Raw genomic sequence first — 22,417 nt, 5'->3', positions numbered from 1 at the left:
CGCATCGTCCGATGCGGCCCTACGCTTGTCTCCTCCTGCTCCCCGTCATCGCCTGCGCGAGCGAACCTCCCCCGAAGCCCGTGTACAGCACGGCGGAGACCATGCCGCATGACGAGCTCGTCGCGAGGATGCCCCCCAACCAACCGCATCACGGGCACGGCGGCGGCCATCACGGGCATGGCGGCGGCCATCACGGGCACGGCGGTCCGCTCGTGCATCGCTTCGAGAAGGCCGAGGACTGGGCCAAGGAGTTCGACGATCCGGCGCGCGACGCGTGGCAGAAGCCGGCCGAGGTCGTCGCCGCGATGCGCCTGTCGCCGGGGCTCGTCGTCGCGGACATCGGCGCGGGCACGGGGTACTTCGAGCCGCACCTCTCGCGCGCCGTCGGGCCGAGCGGCAAGGTGTTCGCCCTCGACGTCGAGGCCGACATGGTGCGCTACCTGCGCGAGCGCGTGGGGAAGGAGAAGCTCGACAACGTGGAGGCGCGTCAGGTCGGGCTTTCGGATCCGGGGCTTGGACAGGGCACGGTCGATCGCGTGCTCATCGTCGACACGTGGCACCACATCGATGGCCGAAAGGACTACGCCGCGAAGATCAAGGACGGCCTCAAGCCTGGCGGACTCCTCGTCATCGTCGACTTCACGATGGAGGCCCCGAAGGGCCCGCCGAAGGAGCACCGCATCACGCCGGAGGCGATGATCGCCGAGCTCGAGGCCGCAGGGTTGAAGGGCGAGGTCCTCCAGGAGACCTTGCCCGACCAGTACATCGTGGTCGCGAAAAAGCCCTGACTAGCGCCGACTGCAGGCGAACGTCCACCGCCGCCCCGTCGATCGCTCCGTCGCTGCGAGGGGCACCGTGCCAGCCGGCGACGGTTTGTCTGCGGCGGGCTGCGCCTTCGTTTCCTTGTCGGGCACGAACGTCCCGTCGAGGCGCGCGGCGATTCCCTCCACGCAGGCGGCTCCTGGATCGATGCGCAGCCGCATCTCGATCGAGTCGAGCGCGGCCCGACCGCCGGGGATCTCCACGGCAGGTGACGCGTCGAGCGACGTGTCCATGAGCCAGCCGTCCTGACCTTCCGCGCAGCGCGGCGGCAGCACGCCGCCGAGATCCCGCTTGCCGAGCGCGATCGGCTCGCCCACGGCGCCCGTCTCCGGATCGACCGGGTGCACGTACATCCCGCCGAAGCGATCGCCCGGCTCCGGGATGCTCGTCACGAGCAACCCGAGCCCCGTCCCGAGCGCGCGACGCACGAGCCGCGGCGGCTCCGGCATGGCGTACCGCGAGGGGCTCGGCCGGTAGAACGACGTGACGAGACGCAGGACGCCGAGATCCACGCGGTAGAGCGCGACCGTGTCGTAGGACGCGCCCTGCACGAGCAGGAACCAGCTCTCGCCGAGGCGCACCGCGCCTTGCGGCAGCGGCCTTGCAAACCCCGCCGTGCGCCCCGCCGCGTCTCGCAACAGCAGCACCGGTTGCCCCTCGCTCGCCGCGAGCAACGAGCAGCTCGTGCCCCGGCACACGTGCGCCAGCGCGTGGCGGCCGGTCGGATCGAGGAACGATCCCCACGACGCGAGCGGATACGAGCCGACGCCCATGCCTTCGGCGGTCGAGGTCTCGTCGGGCCAGGGCGGCGCGCTCGTCGCCGTGGATCGAACGCCGCCCGCGGGATCGAAGCGATCGTCGAACCGCACCAGGAAGTGCCCCGTGCGCGCCCAGTCCGAGCCCTTCTTGCCCCAGGCGTACGCGCGCAGGCTCACGAGGTCGTAGGGCGCGCCGTTGTCGATCCCGACCTCGTCCTTCTCCAGCGCAGGCGCGGGTAGGTTGCGGAACGTGCTCCAGGGCGTCTTCTGCGGCTGCGGCGGCGGCCGGCCGAAGCCGCCGAAGCCACCCCCACCAAACCCCCCAAACACGGGCGGCACCGGCGCGGGCGCGGCCTCCTTCTTCGCAGGCTTGTCCGGGAGCGGCTCGGTGACGGGTTTGCCCACGGGCGCGCACGAGACCCGCACCGTCGGCGTCGTCTTCATCGGCACGTAGAGCGCAGGCGGCGCCTCGGCAGCGCCGAGATCCCCCGAGATCGCGGGTTTGCCCCAGCCCACGCGGACCCAGCCCGCGAGCACGCACCCGACGGGCCCGCAGGCGCGCGTCGCGGCGTCGCCCGGCTCGACGTCGTGCTCGGGCAGGTCGAAGACCTTCCACGTCATGCCCCCGTCGATCGACTCCGCCGCGCGCCCGCCCTCGCCCGGCGACAACGCGAACTTGCCCGAGATCACGACGCCGTTCTCGTTGTCGCGCGCCTCGCCCGCGGTCACCGTGCCGTCGAGTTTCACGCGCACGCCGATCACCGGCCCACCCGACTCGACCCAGCCGCCGAGCACGCCGGGCTCGCGCTCCTCGAACCCTTCGAGCCACATCCCGCGCCGGAGCTCGCGCGCCACGCTGCGGGGCTTTTGCGGCAGCACGAGCGGCACGTTCGTCATCTCCGCGCCCTTCAGGATCGTGAGCTGCCCCGTGCTGCCCGTGCGCGGCGGCACGAGGATCGCGACCCGCTCGTCCGAGAGCGCCACGACCCGCTCGACGCCGAGATCGCCCTTCACCCGCACCTCGCGCGTCGCCCCGCTCGCCGCGCGTACGCAGTACACGCGCGTGCCCGCGTCACTCGCCGCGCTCGCGCCGGGAGCGCGCGCCTTCGCGCCTGGCCCTCGTGCCTCGCCTTCGCCGTCCTCGCACGTCCCGCGCACCACGAGCGCGCCCGCGCCGTTCGCCGAGACGAAGCGCGGGCCCTTGAACGAAAGGACCTTCTGCATCGCGAGCGGCGGGACGAACGCGTAGATGTTCGTCGGCCCTTCGCGCTCGCCGCAAACGAACCCGTACGAGGCGCCAAGGCGCACGGCGTGGCAATTCGCTTCGCGCTCGGGGAACGCGGCGAGGTTCAGATCGACGATCGCGGCCGTGTCGAGCGAGACCCGCGCGAGCGCCCCGGCCCGCGCGACGACGGCCGTGCGTGGCGTGTCGGGAAAGCCGTCCTCCACGGCCGCGCGCAGCACCTTCTTCCCGAACGGGCCTTTCGGCGCGCCCGGCGTGGTCGGGTCTCCCTCGTCGTCGGTCGCGACCTGGTTCGCGCGGTACGTCAGGTTGCCGCGCGCATCGAGCACGTACCTGCCGCCCGCGACGAACATCGTCGGCTCGTCGCCCACGACCGAGATCGCCGCGGGGCGCTCCGGGAGCTGCAGCGGCCTCCACGTCGCGCCCGCGTCGAAGGTCGCGAGCACGCCGCGCAGATCCGCGTCGACGACGCCGGTGAACCCGTCGGCGAACGCGAGCCCGCCGTACGCCGCGGCGGGCGGCAGCGGCGCGAGGGATCGCACCTCGCCCGACTCGGCGTCGACCGCGACGAGCTTTCCGTTCGAAGAGAGCCGCAGGTAGAGCCTGTCGAACCCCGGCACGACGTCGCTCGTCGTCGAGGAGAACTGCACGAGCGGCCGGAGCTTTCCGAGCCAGGACGAGGCCCGCCAGAGCTGCGTGCCGCCGCCCGACGTCGCGTGGAAGACGAACCCACCGCCGAGCCGGCTCGGCAGCGCGACGGCGTTCACGTGACCGAGCGGCAAGAGCTCGTTCGCCCGCTCCGTCGTGCCGTCCTCGTGCACGAGGAGCCGCATGCGATCGAGGAGCACGCGCCGCGCGCCGGCCTCGTACGCGACGACCCCGCGCTCGCCGCGCACGTCGGGCAAGAGCCGCGAGGGCGACACCATCGACACGAGTTTTTCCGGGACGGCCGCAGCATTCGTTGCGGGCGCCGTGGCCCCCTGGGCAGCGCTGCCCGAGGCGCCCGATTTGCAGCCTGTCACGGAGAGCGACGTGAGCGGCGCGAGCGCGAGGAGCGCGAGGATGCAACTCGAAGCGCGGGAGGGGCCTCGCATCAAGGACGCATGCTAGCGCGCAGCCCGCCGAGGCGCAGCGTTCTTGCGCGGACCGCGGACCGGGCGCTATAGCGGGCCCATGTCGTGCGTCGTTGCTGTCGTGGGCGCCACGGGCGTGGTGGGGCGGGAGATGTTGCGGACCCTGGAGCTTCGGCGCTTTCCGGCGACCGAAGTGCGCGTCCTCGCCTCGGCGCGCTCCGCAGGAAGCCGCGTCCCCTTCCAGGGCGGCGAGCTCGAAATCCAGGTCGCCCGCGCGGAGGCCTTCGACGGCGTGGACATCGCGCTCTTCAGCGCCGGCGCCGCCGCCTCGCGCGAGCTCGCCCCACTCGCGGCCGCGCGCGGCGCGGTGGTCATCGACAACTCGAGCGCGTGGCGCGCCGATCCCGACTGCCCCCTCGTCGTGCCCGAAGTGAACATGGACGCCGCGAAGAACCGCCCGAAGGGCATCATCGCGAACCCGAACTGCAGCACGATCCAGATGGTCGTCGCGCTCGGGCCGCTCCACGCCGCGGCGAGGCTCAAGCACGTCGTCGTCTCCACGTACCAGGCCGCGAGCGGCAAGGGCCACGCGGCGATGGACGAGCTCATCACGCAAACGCGCGAGCTCGCGGCCGGCGCCGAGCCCACGGCGAGCGTCTTCCCCGGCTCGCTCGCGGGCAACCTCCTCATGGACTGGAAGCCGGGGAGCCTGCCCGACTGGTCCGAGGAGGAGCTCAAAATGGTGCACGAGACGCGCAAGATCCTGGGCGACGCGGAGATCGGCGTGACGCCGACGACGGTGCGCGTGCCGGTCGTCACGAGCCACAGCGAGGCCGTGCACGCGCAGTTCCACCGCCCGATGACGGCGGCCGAGGCGCGCGAATTGCTCCGCGGCGCCCCGGGCGTCCGCCTCTTCGACGAGCCCTACGCGCCGGGCAAGCACCCGCAGCCGCGCGCGGCGACCGGCACGGACGACGTGTTCGTTGGCCGCGTGCGCGACGACCTCGCGGTGCCGGGGGCGCTGAATCTGTGGATCGTCGCGGACAATCTGCGGAAGGGCGCGGCGCTGAACGCGGTGCAGATCGCGGAGCGGCTGCTCGGCTGAGGCGGTGCCCCGCCGCAGCGTAGCGCCGGGGTTTCACCCCGGGCCCGACCAGGGGTTGTCCACCCCTGGACCCGGGACCAGGGCCAGCCCTGGACCGCGGGTGCATCGACCGCAATGCGGTCGATGCAAAGGCGCATCGCGTCGGGGAGCACCCGCCGAAGCGGGTCGTTCCCACCGACGTGCCGTTCGTTCCAACACGCGCGACATCGCTTCCCGCATCCTGAGGTAAAGAAAGCTACAACACACGCCTTCCTTCCTACGGAAGTGCGATTCGCTCCCACGGAAGTGCGGTTCGCTCCTGCGGAAGTGCGATTCGCTCCCACGGAAGTGCGATTCGCTCCTGCGGAAAAGGGATCCGCTCGTGGACCACGCGCGCTTTCTTCCGACACGTCCGCTTTTTCTTCCCGCGAAGCGGCGTGACCTTCCCGCGCGCCTGCCCTCGCTTCCGGCGCGTCTTCCGCGCTCGGGGGAGCGTTTTTCGCGCGGGAGGGCTCGTTCCACGGGCGAGGTGAGCCCCCGCCCCTTGACACCACACCCCGTACAGCCTTCCGATCGCCCAACCGCACGCCGCCAGGCCTCCCCCGCGTATGGCCAAAGACAAGAAGACCCGACACAGCTCGCTCGACCCGGAGGACGTCCTCACAGGTCGCTCACGTCCAGAGGCGCGGGATCTCGTCACGCTCATCCGCGAAGTGAACCCCACCGACCGCGGGCTCGATCGGCGCGAGACGGCGCGGCGTTACGCCCTGAAGAACCGCCTCCAGAGCATGCTCGTCACGCGCTTCCGCGAGGCGATCGAGATCCGCCCCGAGCCCGGCCAGCCCGGCGTCGTCCTCCTCCACCATCGCCCCTCGGGCCTCGACGCCTGCCACGCCGTCATCGCGGAGCTCGACGACGACGCGAGGTCCTTCGTCCAGCACGTGGTCGATACGGCAGCCTCCCCCGCGCCCCTGGCCCCCGAAGCACCACGGAAGACCACGCCGCGACCAAGCGAAGGCAGCCGCCCGAGCGGCGCCCTCCCGGACCTCCTCCGTGCGGCCGAGGAGGCGCTCGCAGAGTACGACTACGAGCTCGCCCGGACACACCTCGAAGAAGCGCTCGCCCAAAGCGGCGGCGACACGCAAGCCGCGATCGCGCTCCTCTCGCTCCTCGTGGCCACGCTCGGCATCGACGCAGAGGCGCTCGCCCTGGAGGCCACGCTCCCCGCGGAGACGCTCACGGATGTCCACGTGCGTCTCCTCCTCGCGCTCGCCGCCGCGAGGCTCGACGAGCGCGCGCGTGCGCTTCGCCTGCTCCCTGCCGCGAACGCAAAGGCCCCCCCGGCGCGCGTCGCCGAGGTCTTCGTGGCACTCGCGAGAAGCGCGCTCACAACGGGAGACCTCGCCTCTGCCGCCGACGACATCACGCGGGCGCGAGCCCTCGACGTGACCCATCCGGAGCTCGTGGGCCTCGCAGACGCGCTCGCGAAGGCGCGCGCCACGACGCGAGGCCCCGCGGAAGCGGAAGCGTCACGGCTCTTCGCGGAGGGGGATCTCCACGGCGCAGAAGAACGCGCCCGCGAGATCCTCGCGCATCACCCGGAGAGCGAGGTCGCCCGGAGGATCCTTCGCGCCGTCGAGGAGCAAAAGAAGCGGGACGAGGCGCGGCGAAAGCTCGACGACGCATGCGACGCGCTCGATCGCGGCGCGCCCCAGCAAGCCGTCGCGCTGCTCGAAGCCGCGAAGGGCCTCGGACTCCCGGAGCATGAAGCGGCGACCGTCGAGCAACGGATCGCCGTGATGCTCGCGGCAGCGCGCGCGCAGGAAGAAGAAGCGCACGCCGCGACGATCGCACGAGCGATCGGCACAGGCGCGATCGCCGAGGGTCTCGCCGCGTACCTCACGTTGCCCGCCCCGGGACGCGGCCGGGTGAAGGCGCTCGCAGGCTCGAAGCTCCTCCCGTGGATGGATGTCGTCGCGCCGCCCGGCGAGGGCGCGAAGGGGAAGCCGGCGGTGGCCGCGATCGTCGCGCTCCACCGCGCCACAGAGCTCGCCGAACGCTCGCCGGAGATGGCGATCGAGCTGCTCGACGCGCACGGAAAAGTTCTGCAGGGCTTCGCACCCGCAGAGGATGTGCGAAAGCGCGCGCAGGCCGCGCTCGCGGACGAACGCCGGCGGGTCGCCACGGGGCGGATCGAGGCGGCTCGGCGGGTGATGGAGGAAGGCGACGTCGCGCAGGCGAACAAGCTCCTCGGCGAGGTGCAACGAAAGGATCTGCCGGAGGACGAGGCCTCGGCCTTCGATCGGTTTCGCGCAGAGGTGCAGCGGAAGCTCGAACGGCAAACCCTCGCCGCCTCGCTCGCGGAGCTCCGGCGCGAGGGGGATGCCCTGCGCGCGCTCGCCGTGTGCGAGGAGCTCGCGGCGCGCGTGGAGGGCGAGGACGTGGCGCGGATCGCGGCCCTGCGCGGGGAGATCCGCGCGGAGGTGCGGCGCCAATTCTCGGTGCAGGTGAAGACGTTCGAGGGAGGCCAAGGACCCGCGGCGGCGCTCCACGACGCACGCATCATCCCTCGGTGGAAGTGGGAGACGATGCTCGTGCGGACGCGTGACGGGCGCGAGGAGGTCGTCCTCATCGTCCCCCAGACGAGAGGCGCGTGGGTCTTCCTCCGCGTGATCGACGCAGCGACGGGCAAGCTCCGGGCGCGCATCACCTTGCGCTCGCCGGATCCGATCGAGCTGTTGGCCGCGGCGCTGCGCGACAGACGCCTGATCCTCGTCGGGCGGCGCGCGAGCCTCCTCGAGATCGACACGGACGACTGGACGGTGGAGCGCTGGTGCCGGAACGTCCTCTGCAACGGCACCGCGGTGACGTTCCAGCAAGACAACATCCTCGAGCTCACCTTGCCCCAGGTGCACGTCGAGGAGGCGCTCATCACCCCGGAGGGTCGCTGGCTCTGGATCAACACGATGGCGAGCGGCAGCATTCGCCGGATCCTCTCGGTGTTCGACCTCGAGGATCTGCGGCTCGTGCGCGAGATCCGCGAGCATCGTTCCGAGCGCGTCTCCTCTGGCGGCATCCCCGGTCTGAAGACGCCGCGCGTGGTCGTCTCCGAGAGCAGCGAGAAGGAGGACAAGGGCCGGACGTGCTTCTACAGCTCCCGCGGGGCGCCGTCCGGCGACCCCACGTTCCCGACCGACGCGCTCTCCGCCAGGGCGGTCGTCGCCTGCCCGGACGGTGAGCGGATCCTGGGCATCACCAGCGACCCCGAGGGCCCGATGGATCCTCACGCCGCGTGGTGGGGGTTCGTCGAGATCGACGCGCGAGGCGTGCGGCCCCTGCGCCTCTTCGAAGGCGTGACGGCCGTCTACGAGGTGACGGCGATCGGGAGCCTCGACGCGAAGATGTGTTTCGTGCTCTTCGATCTCAAAGACGACGGCCCCCTGCTCTTTGGCCTCCGCGACGAAGAAGAGGGACTCGCGATCACGTACCGCGTACGCGTGCCTCGGCGCTCGCTCCTCGCGGGGACCGCGGACGGTCGCCGCGCGGCGCTCGTCGTGCTGCACGACGGCCACCACGAGATCGTGCCGCTCGGCCCGGAGCCGCCGAGGGCGGCCGAGGGCCCTATCGTCGCGCCGTTCACGATCCCGACCTTGCCGAGGGGCTCCTTGCACACGCGGCACCTCGACTGCCACCAGCCCGCGGGGGAAAACCTCACGGCCGCGATCAAGGAAGAGCGCGTGCTCCGGCGGGAGGGGAGACAAGGGCTCAAGCGGCGCCTGGAGTGGGCGCGGCGAAAGGCGGGCCCGGACGAGATCCTCGCGTTCGAGCACGCGCTCAAGCGGCTCCATGACATGGAGACGGCCGGGTACGTGAACAAGATCGCGTGCGAACGGTTCCCCGATCATCCGAGGATCCGGCTTTCGTATACCCGCACGCTCGGCTCCCTGGGGCAGTGGCGCGAGATCGTGGAGCACCTCGCGGACATCGATCCCTCGCGGCTCCGCGAGCCCTCGGACGTAAAGCACTTCCACCACATGCGCGGGATCGCGCTGATGATGCTGGACAAGCCCGAGGCGGCGCTCGTCGAGCTCGAGCGCTCAGCCGCTTGCAAGGAAGGCGCGTGCGAGCCTGAAGAGATCCTTCCCCTCTGCGTGCCGCTCTCGGACGAAGAAAGGTCGTGGACGCCCGAGCAAGCCGTAAAGCGGGACTACCTGCGTATCGTCGTCACCGCGGACGAGGCGCTCGCGCGAGGGGACGCAGCCGCGGCGCAGCGGATCCTCGACGTTCCCCTCCTATGGGAAGCCAACGAGATCCAGAGCATGGCGCGGCTGTCGGAGGCGTGTCTACGGGCGGAGGAGGGCCAAACGCCCATGGTTCGGTTCCGCAAGGCCCTCGCGCTGCTGTCCTTCTGCGAGCTGTTCGACGCGCGCGGCACCCTGAACCGCCGCGAGATGCCGCTGCCGCGCGCGACGTGGGACGCCGAGCGCCTGTCAGCCCTCGCGGCGAAGGCGCGCGCGTGGGTGGAAGAAGCGCTCCGGCTGCCGGCCTGAGATCACCACGGGAACCACTCCCCCGGGATCGTCTGCCACGCCGTCGGCCGCCGCGGATCTCCCTCCGGCATCACGAGCGATCCGACGAAGTCCGCATGCTCGTACACGCTCCCGATCGACCGGGAGATCCCGTCGAGATCCGCCTCGTCCACGACGCCGTTGCTCGTGGCCTTGTAGAACTGCACCGTCACCCGGATCGGGAACTTGGGGTCCCGCACGAGCCGGAGGTTGTGCCCCTCGTTGTAGGGTCCGAGGTTCGGGCCGTGGCCGAGCACCGCCTGCTCCACGTCGCTGTCCTCTTCGACCGCGGCGTCGAGGGCCTTCTTCGACGGCTTGGTCGTGGCCATGGGCATCGGCGCCCCGCCGCTCTTCGGCGTCGGCATCGTCGGCACCGAGCCGCCGAGCACCCCGCGCTGCGCGTGCACGAGCGGCACCTGCACGAGGAAGAGCACGTCCGCTCCCTTCGCGAGCGCGCTCTGGTCCGCCTCGGTCTTCGGCCCGCCTTGCGCCTCGATGCGCGCCTTCACGTCGCTGCGCCGCTCGGCCGTGAACGAGGCGCGCTGGCCCTTGTTGTTGAAATAAAGCTCCTGCCCCATCCCGCGGATGCCCATGTCCTCCCGGCGGTTCTCGATCACGCTGATGCTCGTGCCCTCGCGCGTCACCAGGAGCGTCAGCACGGCGGGTGATTTCGGGGCCGACTGGTAATTGAAGATGACCGGGTTGAACTCGGCCTTGCCCGTTTTCGGAATCGGCAAGAACACGGCCTGCGCGCTCACCAGGAAATGCGAGTCCCGCGGCGCGAGCAGGTTGCCGTTGCCGAGGATCGAGCTCGGCACGCTGGCGAACGCGCGAATGTCCTTGAGCACGTCCTTGAGCGGCACCGACTCGATCGACCCGCCGCCCGCCTTCTGGTTGCCGACGCGCACGAAAAACCGGTCCGCCGGGATGTCGCCCGTGCGATCCGTGAAATTCGGAAAGCGGATCACGGGCATCAGCGCCGTTCGAAAAGAGTCGCCGCGTTCGTCGTGGAACCGCACCTGCAGCGTCAAATCCGAGATGTTCGGTCCGAGCGAAGACCCCTGGGCCCGGCCCGTATCCTCCCACATCACGTTCATGACCGACAAACCGCGGCGCTGCGTCGCCGCCACGACATTGCGGTCGCGGATCATCGACTCGACCCGCGCGACGACGCTCGGGTAATCCACGGTCGGCACGGGCGCCGGCCCCACGATCCCCCATTCGGTCGGCCCCGTCGCCACCTCGGGCGCCGTGCCGGTCGTGATGCCCGTGGGCTCGGTCTTCCCCTGCTTCTCCTGCGACGGGAGCGGCTCGGCGGCCTGATCACTGCTCTGCACGACCACGGGCCCGCTCGCGCACCCGACCGCGAGCCCGACCCCCACGGCGAACCCCGCCGCCATCACCACCATGCTCCGCTTCATTCGCTCCTCCTCGCCTCCCCACAACGTTCGGGCCGAAAAAGACCTTACACGTCTTCGTCAGCGCGTCCTTCGACGTACGTGCCCCACAAAAGACTTCGGCCGCGGATCCCTCCGCGGCCGAAGTCACCGGACGCCCGGCTCGGTCACACCTTGTTGACGAGCGCGGTGATGGCGTTGCCCTTATAGAAATCCGTCACCTTCTTCATGTCGCCGTTCGCGATCGCGTAGAGGATCGCGGCGCTCGCGGCGTGCACGGACTTCATCCCGTTGTAAGCGGTGCTCAGGCCCGTCGTCGGGTCGATGCCCAATGCCGTGTTGTTGGTCTTCGGATGACCATGCCAACCGGCCGGGAGGTACCCATTGCCCATCACGTAGATCCAGTTCGCGCCGCCCGGCGTCGAGTCGGGCCACGCATTCCGCGTGAGCGGGTCGTGCGGGTGATCGCCGTGGACCGTGGTGATGACGGTCTTGTCGAGGTTCTTCGCAGTGCAGGCCGGATCCGGCGCCTTCGCGAGGTCCTGGTAGAACCGGTCGAGGAACATGCCGTAATACTTGATCACGTTCCGCGCGCCGGGGAGCTGCGCGAAGGTCTCGTGCGGATCGGTGAAAATGCCGCCGCCCGTCTCGGCGACGACGCCGATGATCACCTGGTTCGTCAATCCGAGCGCGAACGCCTTCTTCGTGATGATGAGGGACTTCGCCAGATTGAGGAGCCTGTCCTTGCCATTCTGACCGCCGAAGAACTCGCTCGCCGCCATGCCCTGGACCGCGGTGGCGCCGTAAAAGTCGAGGTCCTCGGTCTCCGGCCGGAGCTGATCGGCGAGGTTTCTGCCGATCAGGTTCGACGCCTTCTTGGCAATATCGAGCTCGCGCGCCCAGGTCGGGCGCCCGGCAGCCTCGCGCAGGCCGAGGATCGCCTTGTAATAGGTCTCGAACATCGACTTGTCCTCCTGCGCGAGCAGGATCGCCTTCGACGCGGCGCTGTTGAACAGGTCGACCATCGAGTCCGCGCTCGGCACGACCGAGAGCGTGGGCGCGCCCGGCGCAGAGCCAATCGAGGCAGGCGCGACGCCAATCGACGGAAGGATCGAGGTCGTCGTGCGTTGCAATGCGCCGATCGCGGCGAAAAGCGTGACGCTGCTGCCGACGACGCCGTCGCCGCTGTTGTTCGTGTTGCCCGGGAGCGCGCCGTCGATCGTGATCTGGCGGAGCGGCTTCCGGTGATGCACGGCCGTGTCCGCGACGAGGTACGCGCTCATCGGCCGGTGCACGGTCTGCGACGCCTGGTCGACGAACGGCGCATCCGGGCCGTAATACATCGGCCGGTCGGCGGCGCCGTTCTTGAAATACGAGTTCTCGTCGACGTAGTTCGTCATGAAGCCCTGGCCGACCGCGTCGTACGCGAAGGCAGGGTTCATCGACGCGGCGACGTCGGGCAGCGGCCAGATGAGCTGCCAGAGGCAGAAATTGCCGCCGCCGGAGACGATACCGACGTGGCGGTTCGTCTCGCCGCACGCCTCGGCGGCGAGCGCGGTGCCGCCCTCGTCGGCGATGAAATTGAGGAGCCGCGAGCGCTCGAGCGCGAAGCCCGCGCCCGCCGCGGCCATCAGCCGGAGAAAGTTCCGGCGCTGGGGGCCGCGCAAATCCTTGAGTTTGTAGTTTGCCATGGCCCGTTCTCCTACTCGCAGGTATGCGCCGCGCTCAGGAACGCAGCAACGGTGAGCGCGCGCTTGTTCGCGAGATCCTTGGGATCCGCCTTGTTCGCCTGCTCGATCATCAGGTTGCAGAGGTCCATGTCATCCTCGGTCGCCGGCCGGCCCATGATGCAGCTCAACGAGTTGTAGACGCACCTGCCCGTGGCAGCATCGAACATGGGATTGCCCACGCCGTTGATCTTGCACTCCTCGGCGTTCTCGATGTTCTGGATGATCTCGGGCGCGGCCTGCATGAAGATGTCGAGCACCTTCGCGGCCGCCGAGATCGTATAGAAATACGACTCGCCCATGCGCGCGTCGAAGTTCGCCACGCCGAGCGAATCCTTCGTCGCCGCCGACTTGTAGAGCTGGCCCGCCGTCGGAGGCTGGCCCGCCGCGGCCGTCTTGTTCAGATCCACGCCGCGCGTCGTGAGCAGATCGCCCAGCGCCGCATACGTGAGCTTGCTGCAGGAGTGCAGCCGCGTGCGGATCTCCGGGGGACCTTCCGCCGCGCGCTTCTTCAGGATCTCGAACGGATCGTCCTGGCCCGCTTGCGTGGGGTCCATCGGATGATGGAAGTTGTTGCTGCCATTCTCGCTCGTCTCGGGATCGCCGGCCGATTGCGCGCCCGCGCCGGCCGAGCCGCCGCCCGCGCCGCCCGTACCGCCCGTGCCGCCATTGCCGCCCGCTCCGGGGCCCGACGTGGTCGGCTCGCAGTCCTCGCCCATCGGATCCGCGCTGCCGAGGCATGCCGCGAATCCGAAGCCGATCGTGAAGAACAGGCCAGGCAGCGCCCAGCCGAGGAAGCTCCGCGCCATGATCAATACCTCACGAAGTCGTCGTGGACGAACGCGGCGCGGATGGTCTCGCGCAGGTTGTAGTTGGTCTTGAATTGCTTGACGAACGGGTCGATGACGCTGTCGGGCACGTCGGCCAGATCGTAGACCGCGTCGCCCTTCGACATCGCGTAGTTCCAGACGCGGACGACCGCGCAGCGCGCGACCTCGTCGTCGGCGGCCATGCGCTGGCCGTACTCGAGGAGGTTCGCCGCGGGCTGGCCAAACTTGAACGCCGTCGTCTCGCCGGGGGGCAGGTAATCGCTCTGCTTGACCTTCGGATTGCCGTCGATGGGCACCGTGGCCGAGAACTCGAGAATGCCGTCCATGCCGGCGGCGGGCTCGATGTACTTGCCGCTGTCGTCGTACGCCGCGAAGAGCGGGGCGCGGTGGTTCATCGAGCCGTGGCAGTTCGCGCAGATCGTCGACGAATCATCGAGGAAGTCGACACGACCACCGTTCGCCGCGCCGGCGATCGATTCGAAGGGCCAGGGCGACGTATAGAAGCCGCCGCCTCTCGGCTCGGGCGTGCCTCGGTATTCGGCCGGCATCTTGCGACAGGAGAACGTCTCCTGGATGAACCGCACGCGCCGGAACGCGAGCGCGCTCGCATACTGGGCCATGAGGCCCGCGTCCGTGAGCACGCCGGCCGCGGGCGCGGCAGCGGGGCCATTCGCGCAATCGGCGGCCGTGAACGTGCCGGCCGCCGGGTCGAACGTGGGACAGGTGCCGCTCGTCGCCGTGAAGAGCTGCCGGTAATCGCCGCCCTCGACGGTGACCTTCGCCGCAAAGAGCGGCGCGTTGTTGCGGTTCGGCGCCTCGTTCGGGGCCATGGCGCCCGAGCGGAACGTGTTCTTCCAGTAATCGAGCATCATCGCGGCGAAGCGCGGCGACGCCATGTACTGGTCGACGAACGTCTCGTAGACCTTCTTGGGATCCGCGGCGCTCCGAATGCCCTCGATTTCATCGTTCTTCGGCAGCTTGCCCACGAGCTTGAGGCTCGCGGTGCGCAGCGCCTCGCTGTACGAGACGACGCGCTCGTCGAGCACGGTCTTCACGCCGCCGCCCGAGCCAGTCGTCCCGCCGCCGCTCGTCGTCGTCGGCTCGCCGCCCGATCCGCCATTCCCGACGGTGGTCGACGCTGTGGATCCGCCCTCTCCGCCCGCGGAAGGCGGACAGGGCTTGCCCCCATTGGCGGGCGGCCCGCCGAGGAGCTGGTTGGGATCATCGGGATTGCACGCAGAAAGGACCAAAGAAAGTCCGATCAGCGCGGTCCCGGTCCACGCTCTCTTGCCCCATTTCATTGTCATTGCTGCTCCGCCATGATCCAAGGCTCCACCTTGGTCTTGAAAGCGTTGTATGCGTTCAGATCACCGTCGAACTTGTACATGTGCACGATCGGCTGCACCGGATCCGTCACCTGCAGGATCTGGCTCGCGGCGGAATCGCCCGGCTTGATGCGCGCCCGTACCTCCTGGCAAGCCGCTGAGGGCATCATCACATTGAGCTCCGACAGATCCATCGTGCCCTTGGCCTGCGGGTTTGCCCCGCCATGACACTTCATCATGCACGTCTGCATGGCCGGCACGACGTTCTGCTGGAACGTCACGAGATCATTGCAGCCCGTCCCCGGGCCCGCGTTGCCCCCGTAGACCTCGATGAGCTCGAACGCGATCCCGAGGTACGCCCCCTTCTGCCAGTTCGTCAGGACGACCTCGCCGGTCCCGAGCGTGTTGTTCCCGCCGAGCGTGAACGTCTGGTCGAGGTTCGAGAAGCTGTCGACCGGATCCGGATCGCCCGGTTGTCCCGGCACGTACACCGTGAAGACCGGGTGCACGATGTGCAGCGGCTTGTTGATGACGGGGTGCACCGTGATGTTCGTCAGGCGAAGCATCGTGGGCGCGTCGCTCGTGCCGCCGAGCGCCTCCGCGAAGAACGCGATCGACATGTACTCGAAATCAGCGCCGAGCGCGTCGAGGTAGACCGTGTTCAGCGCGCCGCCCGGCAAAGGCCGGAACGGACGCACGCTCGGCCCGATGTCCCCATTGCCATCCGGCAGCCCCTCGGCCTCCGCCGTGAGCCACGTGAGCACGCCAGGCTTGACGTTGTCCGGGATCCTCGGCGCCTCGCCGCCGCCATGGTTCGCCGACTCCGGGTGCGTGAGCAGAATGCTCTGCTCGGGCGCGTGGACCACGATCCCCGGCCAGAACGTAATCGTCTGGTACCGCTCCTCGGGCGTCGTCCCCGCGAGGAACGGCGCCGGCGCCGAGCCGCCCTTCTTGTGGCAAATGTTGCAATTCGTGACGAGGTCCGGCTCGATTTTCAGGAAAAGCTCGTAAGGCGTCGGCCCCGCAGGCCCACCCCCGCCCCCGCCTCCGCCCCCGCCCCCGCCGGTCGCCCCGGTCCCCTCTGACGAGCCCTCCGAGTTATTGCTCGAACACGCGCTCATCCCCGCGATCGCGACCACAACGCCGAGCGACAGGAGCAGTCCCAGAATGGGGCGGCCCGCGGATCCGATTTCACGAGAAGTTTTCACTGCCATAACAAGGATCGAGGGTGATCCGGGTGGATCGATGCATGCCCACCCGGGGGAGGCCCGGGAACCCGAGGGCGCGCGCCTGTTCCGGCATCGATCCGCGCACCCTCGCCTCGATTCGCCTCGTCTCGAGGATCGAGGACGAGGGAGATCAGATCCGGATTATGCGCCCCTATTCCCGCCATGGGAAGGAGTTCTTGATGCTCGAAGGCATCCTTGGTACCGAAAAAGGATGTCTCAACGCCGCGCGTCGCTCGCCCTCGCGAGCACGCTCCTCGCCGCGCTCGCCGTGTCGTCGGTCACGAGCTGCGTGCTCATCGCCGAGATCGATTACGATCTCATCCCCGAAGACACGGATGCCCCGGACGCAGGCACCGGCGGCAGCGCGCCCGACAGCGGCAGCGACGCAGGCTGCACCGCGGACACCGCCTGCGACGACCAGAACCCCTGCACAGCCGACGCCTGCACCGACGGCGCGTGTGTCTCCACGCCCCTCGCGATAGGCACCACGTGCGGCACGCCCGCCCCCTGCGTCGAGGACCTCACCTGCGACGCAGCAGGCGCATGCGTGCCGAAGCCCGTCACGACAGACGACGGCGATCCCTGCACGACCGACGCCTGCGACCCGCAAACGGGCGCGATCTCGCACACGGCGGTCGGCGGCGCCTGCCTCACGTGGGTCCCGTTGTCCCAGCAGAACGCGCCGTCGCCGCGCTTCAACCACACCGCGATCTGGACCGGCAAGCACATGATCATCTGGGGCGGCGAGCGCGGCGGCCTCGATCCGCTGCTCGGCGACGGCGCCCTCTACGATCCGATGTCGAAGACATGGACGCCGATGAGCAGCGTCAACGCCCCCTCCCCGCGCTTCGGACACACAGCCATCTGGACGGGCACCGTCATGATGGTGTGGGGCGGCTATTCGACGAACGGGACGGTCGGCGCAGGCGCATTCTACCACCCCGACACGGATACCTGGACCGCGATCCCAACGATGAACGAGCCCACGCCGCGCATCCGGCACTCGGCCGTCGCAACAGGCTCGTACATGATCGTCTGGGGAGGCACCTCGGGGAGCAACCAGCCGCTGCTCTCCGGCGGCCGCTACCACATCGCCACGAAGACCTGGTCCCCAACGACCACGATGGGCGCGCCGAGCCCGCGCACGCAGCACTCCGCGACCTGGGCCGGCGATCGCATGGTCGTATGGGGCGGCATGGACTTCTTCGATTGGCTCGGCGACGGCGCGATGTACTCGCCGAGCGACAACGCATGGACGGCAAAGACCTCCATGACGAACGCAGCGTCGTTCCGCGAATCCCACACAGCCGTATGGACCGGCTCGGAGATCTACATCTGGGGCGGCTGGAACGGCGGGCCCTACCTCGACACAGGCGCCATCTTCGCGCCCCTGACCGGCGCGCAAGGCACATGGACGCCCATGACCACCACAGGCGCGCCAAGCCCGCGCCGCTCGCACGTCGCCGTCTGGACCGGGTCGTCGATGATCGTCTGGGGCGGCTGCGGAGATCTCGTCTGCACCGGGAGCCTCGGCGACGGCGGGCGATACACGCCCGGCATGAACGGCGGGACCTGGGAGCCCATCCCCGAAGTGCCCGCCCTGAGCTCACGCCGCGACGCAACCGCCGTATGGACAGGCTCGCGCATCCTCGTGTGGGGCGGTCGCGACACCAAAGGCGCACTCGGCACCGGCGCCGAGGCGCAGCCCTGAATGCAGCGTAGCGCCGGGTTTCACCCCGGACCCGTCTGATCAACGATGGGGCTACGCTCGGCAAGCCGAGCTACGCCCCAAACCCCAGGGTTGTCCACCCCTCGACCCGGACCAGGGCCAGCCCTGGACCTCGGGTGCATCGACCGCGATGCGGTCGATGCAAAGGCGCATGAGTTGTGGCAGCGCCCGCTGGCGAACGGCTCAGAGGGCGAGCGTCGCGAAGAGGACACGGCCGACGGTGGGTTCGCCGTGGATCCAAGCGACCACGGCGCGATCGCCCGGGCCGCCGACGGCCACGTGCGGCGTGAGCGCGTGATCCCCCGCAGGCGAGAGGACCTCGAGGAGCCCAAAACCCGCCGCGCTCCCCCGCCGCGCCGCAACACGGAAGTGGTCGCCCACCTCCTCGCTCCACACCACGATCACGCCGCCATCCCGGCCAACGGCAAGCACCGGCGTGATCGCCTGCGTCGCGCCTTCCGTCGAAAGCACGAGAGGTCGATCCCCCGGGTGGATCCAAGCGCCATCCGGCGCGCGCTGCGCAAGGTGCACGACCGGCCCCGTCCCCGTGTCCTCGGACCAGGTGACGTACAAATGGCCAAGCCCATCAAACGCCGCCCGCGCGTCCCGGCATTTGCCCGCGGGCCGTGAGAACGTATCCGCGAGGTCCGCGGGCCGCGTCCACGTGCCGCTCGCATCCCGCGAGGCGAGGTACACCGCGACGCCCCCTTGCCCCGTCTCCTGCGTCCACACCACGACGCCACGGCCGTCCTCGGCGAGGGCAGGCTTCGGGTTGCAAACGGGATCGTTGTCGACTGGCGCGCCCGGGGCCGAGAGATACGCATCCACGCCGGGCCGTGAAAACGCGCCCTCGGCGCCGAGGCGCTCGCTCATGAACGCCATGAGCTGGCTGCCGGCCGACTGGTACCAGGACACGAGCGCATCACCGCGGCTGTTCACCGTGACCTGCGGCGCGTTCGAGAAAAACGAGACCGGCGAGAGCACGTCGTCCTCGGCCGAAGGCCCCTCCCACGCCTCGCCCGGGCCTCTCCGGCGCGCGATCGCGACGCCAAAATGGGAACCGTCGAACCACTGGTTCCACACCTGCAGCATCTCGCCCGAAGGCCGCGTCGCGAGCCGCGGCTCGTACGCTCGTACGCCGAACGAGACCCGATCCGCGGGCGACATCGGGTCCGTCCACGTCCCGTCGGGCGCGCGTTCGCTCCGATGGACGTCGCCCTCGCCGCCCGTGATCGACTGGCGCCACGACACGACCGCGTCCCCCGCCTCGCCGCCGAGGACGACGCCCATGCCAGCAAACCCGGGCAGCACGGCGCTCGGCTTGCGCAGGGACAAACCCGCGTCCGTCTCTTCCGCCACGACGATCACGTCGGCGCCGGGCGTGGTCGCCTCGTCCCACACGAAAAGCCCGCGGCCGCGCCCGTCGATCGACGCGGACACGCGGCGCGCCCCGGGGCCGCTGATCGCTTGAGACGGCGCGGGGTAGATCCACGTGCGGGCGCGACAAACCTCCCCGTCGGCCACGGTCCACGCGGGACAGCAGCCGCCCTGGGGCAAGGCGCGCGTGGGGCCGCAGGTGCAGGCGGCAGGGTCGTCACAAGCGATCTCGACCTCGCCGCATCCGAGCGCGCCGAGGCCGAGGAGGAGCAAAGATGCGCGGAGACGTTTCATGGAACGGAGAGCCGGCGAGCCCGGGTGAGCGAGGTGAGGAAGACGCGAAGATCGGCGCGCTCGGACTCCGAGAGCGCGGCAAACGCGTCACGCGCGGCCTGCGCCTCGCCGCCGTGGAGCAGGATCGCATCCTCGAGGGTCGGCGCGCGGGCGTCGTGCAGATACGGGCGGCTCCGCGCGACGCCCCAAAGCGGGCGCGTGAGAAACGTGCCCGGACGAACCCCCCGATCCGCCTGCTTCTCCGCGAGCCCGGGCCCCATGTCGTGCCGCTTGAGATCGCTGTAGAGGTAGACCCGCAGCGGGCCTCCGTCGAAGGGCGGCGTGATCCGCGGGGCCGCGGCGTCCGCGGCGAGATCGACGCGGACCGGCGTGCCGCCCTCGCGGCTCGGGAGCGAATACACGGCGCTGTCGAGCGAGAGCGCGGGGATGTGGCAGTTCGCGCAGCCGAGCGCCTGAAAACGCGCTTCGCCCGCGCCGAGGCGCACGATGTGATCCTGATCCTCCGGCGGATCCGCGACGGGCACCTCCTGCATGGCGAGGAAGAGTGCGAGCGCGGTCACCTGGCCCTCGCGGATCTCGTCCGTGACGCCGTCGCCATCGGGGTCCGTCCCGCCAAACGCGCCGATCCGCGCAGGATCGCCGTGCGCGACGAGCCACGTCGATTGCATGCCGTGGTGGATGTTGAGCTCGTCCTCGACGGCGTCGCGCAGCGAGGCGAAATGCCCCTTCCAGCCGAAAGGTTTGACCACGAGGTCGGTGTCGACGCCGAGGAGGCTCGTGCCGTCGAGGGCGCCGTCGGGCCGGGCTTCGAGCTCGCCGAACACGACGCCCTTGGCCACGAGCGGGCCGCGCGCGGGTTTGCCCTCGGCCTTCGCCTTCACGACGAGCGCGTCGCGCGCGCGGGCGAGCTCGGCGCTCATCTCGCGGGCGACGAGCTCGACGAGGCCCGCGCCCACGAGCGAGGGCGGGTTCCGGGCGAGCGCGCTCGATTGCCGATCCCCGTCGCCGGCGAGATAAGCGTTGTCCGCAGCGTCGCCCGCGCCGCCGGGGCCGCCGCGCCAGTGGCACGAATCGCACCGCATGGCGTCCGGTCCGCCGCGGCGACCTTCGTGAAACCGCGCGAGGTGCGGCCGATCCTTGCCGCCGTACCCCATCGTGGGCGTGAAGGTGGCGTGGAAGATCTGCGCGCCGAGCTGGAAGATCGCCTCGGGCGAATGGACGCCGGCTTCGAGATCGGCCTGCTCGACGCGGATCGAACGGGCGAGGTGGCCGGGATCGGCCGCGTCGAGGAAACGATGCTCGCGCCTGCGCGCGTCGCGCGCGAGCGCGTCGTACGCTTGGCGTTCGAGGTCCGGTTCGAGGTCTGTCGTGTACACCCCGAGCGCGCGCGCCGAACCTTTCTGTGCCGTGGGCACGGGCGTCGGATCGAGCGCGCACGCCGCGAGCGTGGTGGCCACGAGCGAGAGGACGAGCGCGCGCCTCATTGCAGCACGTGGACCTTCGGCTCCCGCGTGAGCGAGAGCAAAAAGACGTGGAGGTCCTTCTGATCCTCGGGATCAAGCGCGCGGAAGGCGTCACGCGCGGCCGCGGCCTCGCCGCCGTGCGCGTCGATGGCCTCGGGGATCGTCGCGGCGCGGCCGTCGTGCAGGTACGGCGCAGTCTCGGCGAGGCCCCATAACGGGCGCGTGAGGAACACGCTGCGCGGGACGTCCCCGGTGCTGTCGTGGGGATCGGCGAGCCCTTCGCCCATGTCGTGCCGCTTCAGATCGCTGTAGAGCCTGACGAGGCTCGTGCCCCGCGGCTTTTCGCCGTCACGCATGAGGTTCAGCTCGACCGGGGGGCCGCCGGTCGTATCGGGCCACTCGTCCCACCGCACGTTCATGAGCGGCAGCTCCGGGCTGTGGCAGCTCGCGCAGCCGGCCTCCTCGAACACGGCCATGCCGTTCGACCAGCGCGTGCGCAGCGCCGGATCGTGCGGCGGCAAGATCACCGGCGTCTCCAGCATCGCCATGTACACCGCGGTCGCCGTCAAAATCCCCTCCTCGATCTCGCGTTGCACGCCGTCGTTATCGGGATCCCACCAGTTCGGCCCCGCGCCGAGCCGCGGCACGTCAGGCTCCACTTGCCACTGGAGCGCGAGCACGTGCGACTGAACGCCGAAATGGATCCGCGCCGCATCCTCGGTGAAGCGCCGCAGCCGCGCGATGTCGCCCTTCCAGCCGAAGGGTTTGACCACGAGATCCCGATCCACGCCGACGATCGCCGACGTATCGAGCGAGCCATCCGGGTGCGCCGTGAGGCTGCCGAACGAGACGCCCTTCGATTCGAGCGAGACGGTCACGTCGGTCCCGGTCTCCGCGGCCTTGGCGAGCGCGGCGCTCCGCGTTTGTCCGAGGTCGAAGGTCATCTCGGCGCCGAGCGCCTGGACGAACCCGAGGCCGAGCACGTGCGGCGCGTTTCGCTGGTTCGCCGACGAGGCGCGATCGCCGTCGCCGAGGAGAAATGCGTTCTGCGTCGGCGCGCCCGCGCCGTCGGGCCCGCCGACGGAGTGGCAACCCGCGCACGAATACGTGTCGAGCCCGCCGCGCACGCCCGAATGCACGCGCGAGAGCCCAGGCAAAGGTCGATCCCCAAAACCGTCCTCGCCGCGGAACTCGTGCGCGAAGAGCGCGTCTCCGAAGGCGAAGAGCCGTTCGAGATCGTAGGCGCCGAGATCGATGTTCGGCTGCAGCGCGAAGATGTGCTCGCGATCCTCGCCCTTCTCGGCCGCCTCGAGGAACTCCTCGACGCGCTCGCGGGCGGCGAGCTCGATCGCGGCGCCGATGGCCTCGTCGAGCTCGATGGAGGAAGGGGCGTCTCCGTGGGGCCAAGGAATGGGCTCCTCGCCCCCGGCGGCGACCAGGAGGCCGGCCGCCAGGGGGAGGAGGAGCGCGAATCCGAAGCGGCGGAAGGCGCTCATGA

13 protein-coding genes are annotated in these 22,417 nt (G+C 70.1%); 4 read left to right on the top strand and 9 right to left on the bottom strand.

Annotated features, from left to right (window positions below; translation table 11 throughout):
* The first annotated feature begins 11 nt into the window (after window positions 1-11).
* Complete coding sequence (locus POL67_RS20440) at window positions 12-788, top strand: methyltransferase domain-containing protein (protein ID WP_271919509.1); 777 nt, start codon at window positions 12-14, stop codon at window positions 786-788.
* Here POL67_RS20440 and POL67_RS20435 read toward each other — a convergent pair whose 3' ends face one another.
* Window positions 789-3,917 carry a hypothetical protein gene (locus POL67_RS20435; protein WP_271919507.1) on the bottom strand — a complete coding sequence of 1,043 codons (3,129 nt, stop codon included), beginning with the start codon at window positions 3,915-3,917 and terminating at the stop codon, window positions 789-791.
* A 79-nt stretch (window positions 3,918-3,996) separates the two neighbouring features.
* Here POL67_RS20435 and POL67_RS20430 point away from each other — a divergent pair, with 79 nt between their 5' ends.
* Window positions 3,997-5,001, top strand: a complete 1,005-nt coding sequence (locus POL67_RS20430; protein WP_271919505.1) for an aspartate-semialdehyde dehydrogenase — start codon at window positions 3,997-3,999, stop codon at window positions 4,999-5,001.
* 587 nt (window positions 5,002-5,588) lie between these two features.
* Window positions 5,589-9,530 (top strand): ATP-binding protein, encoded by a 3,942-nt coding sequence (locus POL67_RS20425; protein ID WP_271919503.1) that lies wholly within the window; start codon window positions 5,589-5,591, stop codon window positions 9,528-9,530.
* 2 nt (window positions 9,531-9,532) lie between these two features.
* Here POL67_RS20425 and POL67_RS20420 read toward each other — a convergent pair whose 3' ends face one another.
* The 5 genes from POL67_RS20420 to POL67_RS20400 form a co-directional block, all read right to left on the bottom strand.
* Window positions 9,533-10,969 (bottom strand): hypothetical protein, encoded by a 1,437-nt coding sequence (locus POL67_RS20420; RefSeq protein WP_271919501.1) that lies wholly within the window; start codon window positions 10,967-10,969, stop codon window positions 9,533-9,535.
* 143 nt (window positions 10,970-11,112) lie between these two features.
* The gene (locus tag POL67_RS20415; RefSeq protein ID WP_271919499.1) at window positions 11,113-12,636 is read right to left on the bottom strand and encodes a hypothetical protein; all 1,524 of its coding nucleotides are present in this window, start codon (window positions 12,634-12,636) and stop codon (window positions 11,113-11,115) included.
* An 11-nt stretch (window positions 12,637-12,647) separates the two neighbouring features.
* Window positions 12,648-13,481, bottom strand: coding sequence for a hypothetical protein (locus tag POL67_RS20410; protein ID WP_271919497.1), 834 nt, complete (start codon window positions 13,479-13,481; stop codon window positions 12,648-12,650).
* 2 nt (window positions 13,482-13,483) lie between these two features.
* Window positions 13,484-14,809, bottom strand: a complete 1,326-nt coding sequence (locus POL67_RS20405; protein ID WP_271919495.1) for a hypothetical protein — start codon at window positions 14,807-14,809, stop codon at window positions 13,484-13,486.
* Entirely contained in the window at window positions 14,806-16,035 is a 1,230-nt protein-coding gene (locus POL67_RS20400; protein ID WP_271919493.1) for a hypothetical protein, read from the bottom strand. Before POL67_RS20400 ends, POL67_RS20405 begins: the two co-directional genes overlap by 4 nt.
* A gap of 232 nt (window positions 16,036-16,267) precedes the next feature.
* Here POL67_RS20400 and POL67_RS20395 point away from each other — a divergent pair, with 232 nt between their 5' ends.
* A complete protein-coding gene (locus POL67_RS20395; RefSeq protein ID WP_271919491.1) occupies window positions 16,268-17,767 on the top strand; it encodes a Kelch repeat-containing protein in 1,500 nt (499 codons plus the stop codon).
* A gap of 201 nt (window positions 17,768-17,968) precedes the next feature.
* On the opposite strand, the gene POL67_RS20390 is transcribed toward POL67_RS20395, so the two are convergent.
* Genes POL67_RS20390 through POL67_RS20380 form a run of 3 tightly spaced genes read right to left on the bottom strand, consistent with a single transcriptional unit; the run spans window position 17,969 to window position 22,415 of the window.
* Window positions 17,969-19,456 (bottom strand): hypothetical protein, encoded by a 1,488-nt coding sequence (locus POL67_RS20390; RefSeq protein ID WP_271919489.1) that lies wholly within the window; start codon window positions 19,454-19,456, stop codon window positions 17,969-17,971.
* Entirely contained in the window at window positions 19,453-20,940 is a 1,488-nt protein-coding gene (locus tag POL67_RS20385; RefSeq protein ID WP_271919487.1) for a di-heme oxidoredictase family protein, read from the bottom strand. Before POL67_RS20385 ends, POL67_RS20390 begins: the two co-directional genes overlap by 4 nt.
* Window positions 20,937-22,415 carry a di-heme oxidoredictase family protein gene (locus POL67_RS20380; protein WP_271919485.1) on the bottom strand — a complete coding sequence of 493 codons (1,479 nt, stop codon included), beginning with the start codon at window positions 22,413-22,415 and terminating at the stop codon, window positions 20,937-20,939. The genes POL67_RS20385 and POL67_RS20380 overlap by 4 nt, the downstream gene beginning before the upstream one ends.
* Between the last annotated feature and the right edge of the window lie 2 nt (window positions 22,416-22,417).

Origin of the sequence: Polyangium mundeleinium, assembly GCF_028369105.1 — a bacterium.
Lineage (GTDB): Bacteria > Myxococcota_A > Polyangia > Polyangiales > Polyangiaceae > Polyangium > Polyangium mundeleinium.
Note: the sequence above shows the minus strand (reverse complement) of the source record. Positions and strands in the feature narration are given on the sequence as shown.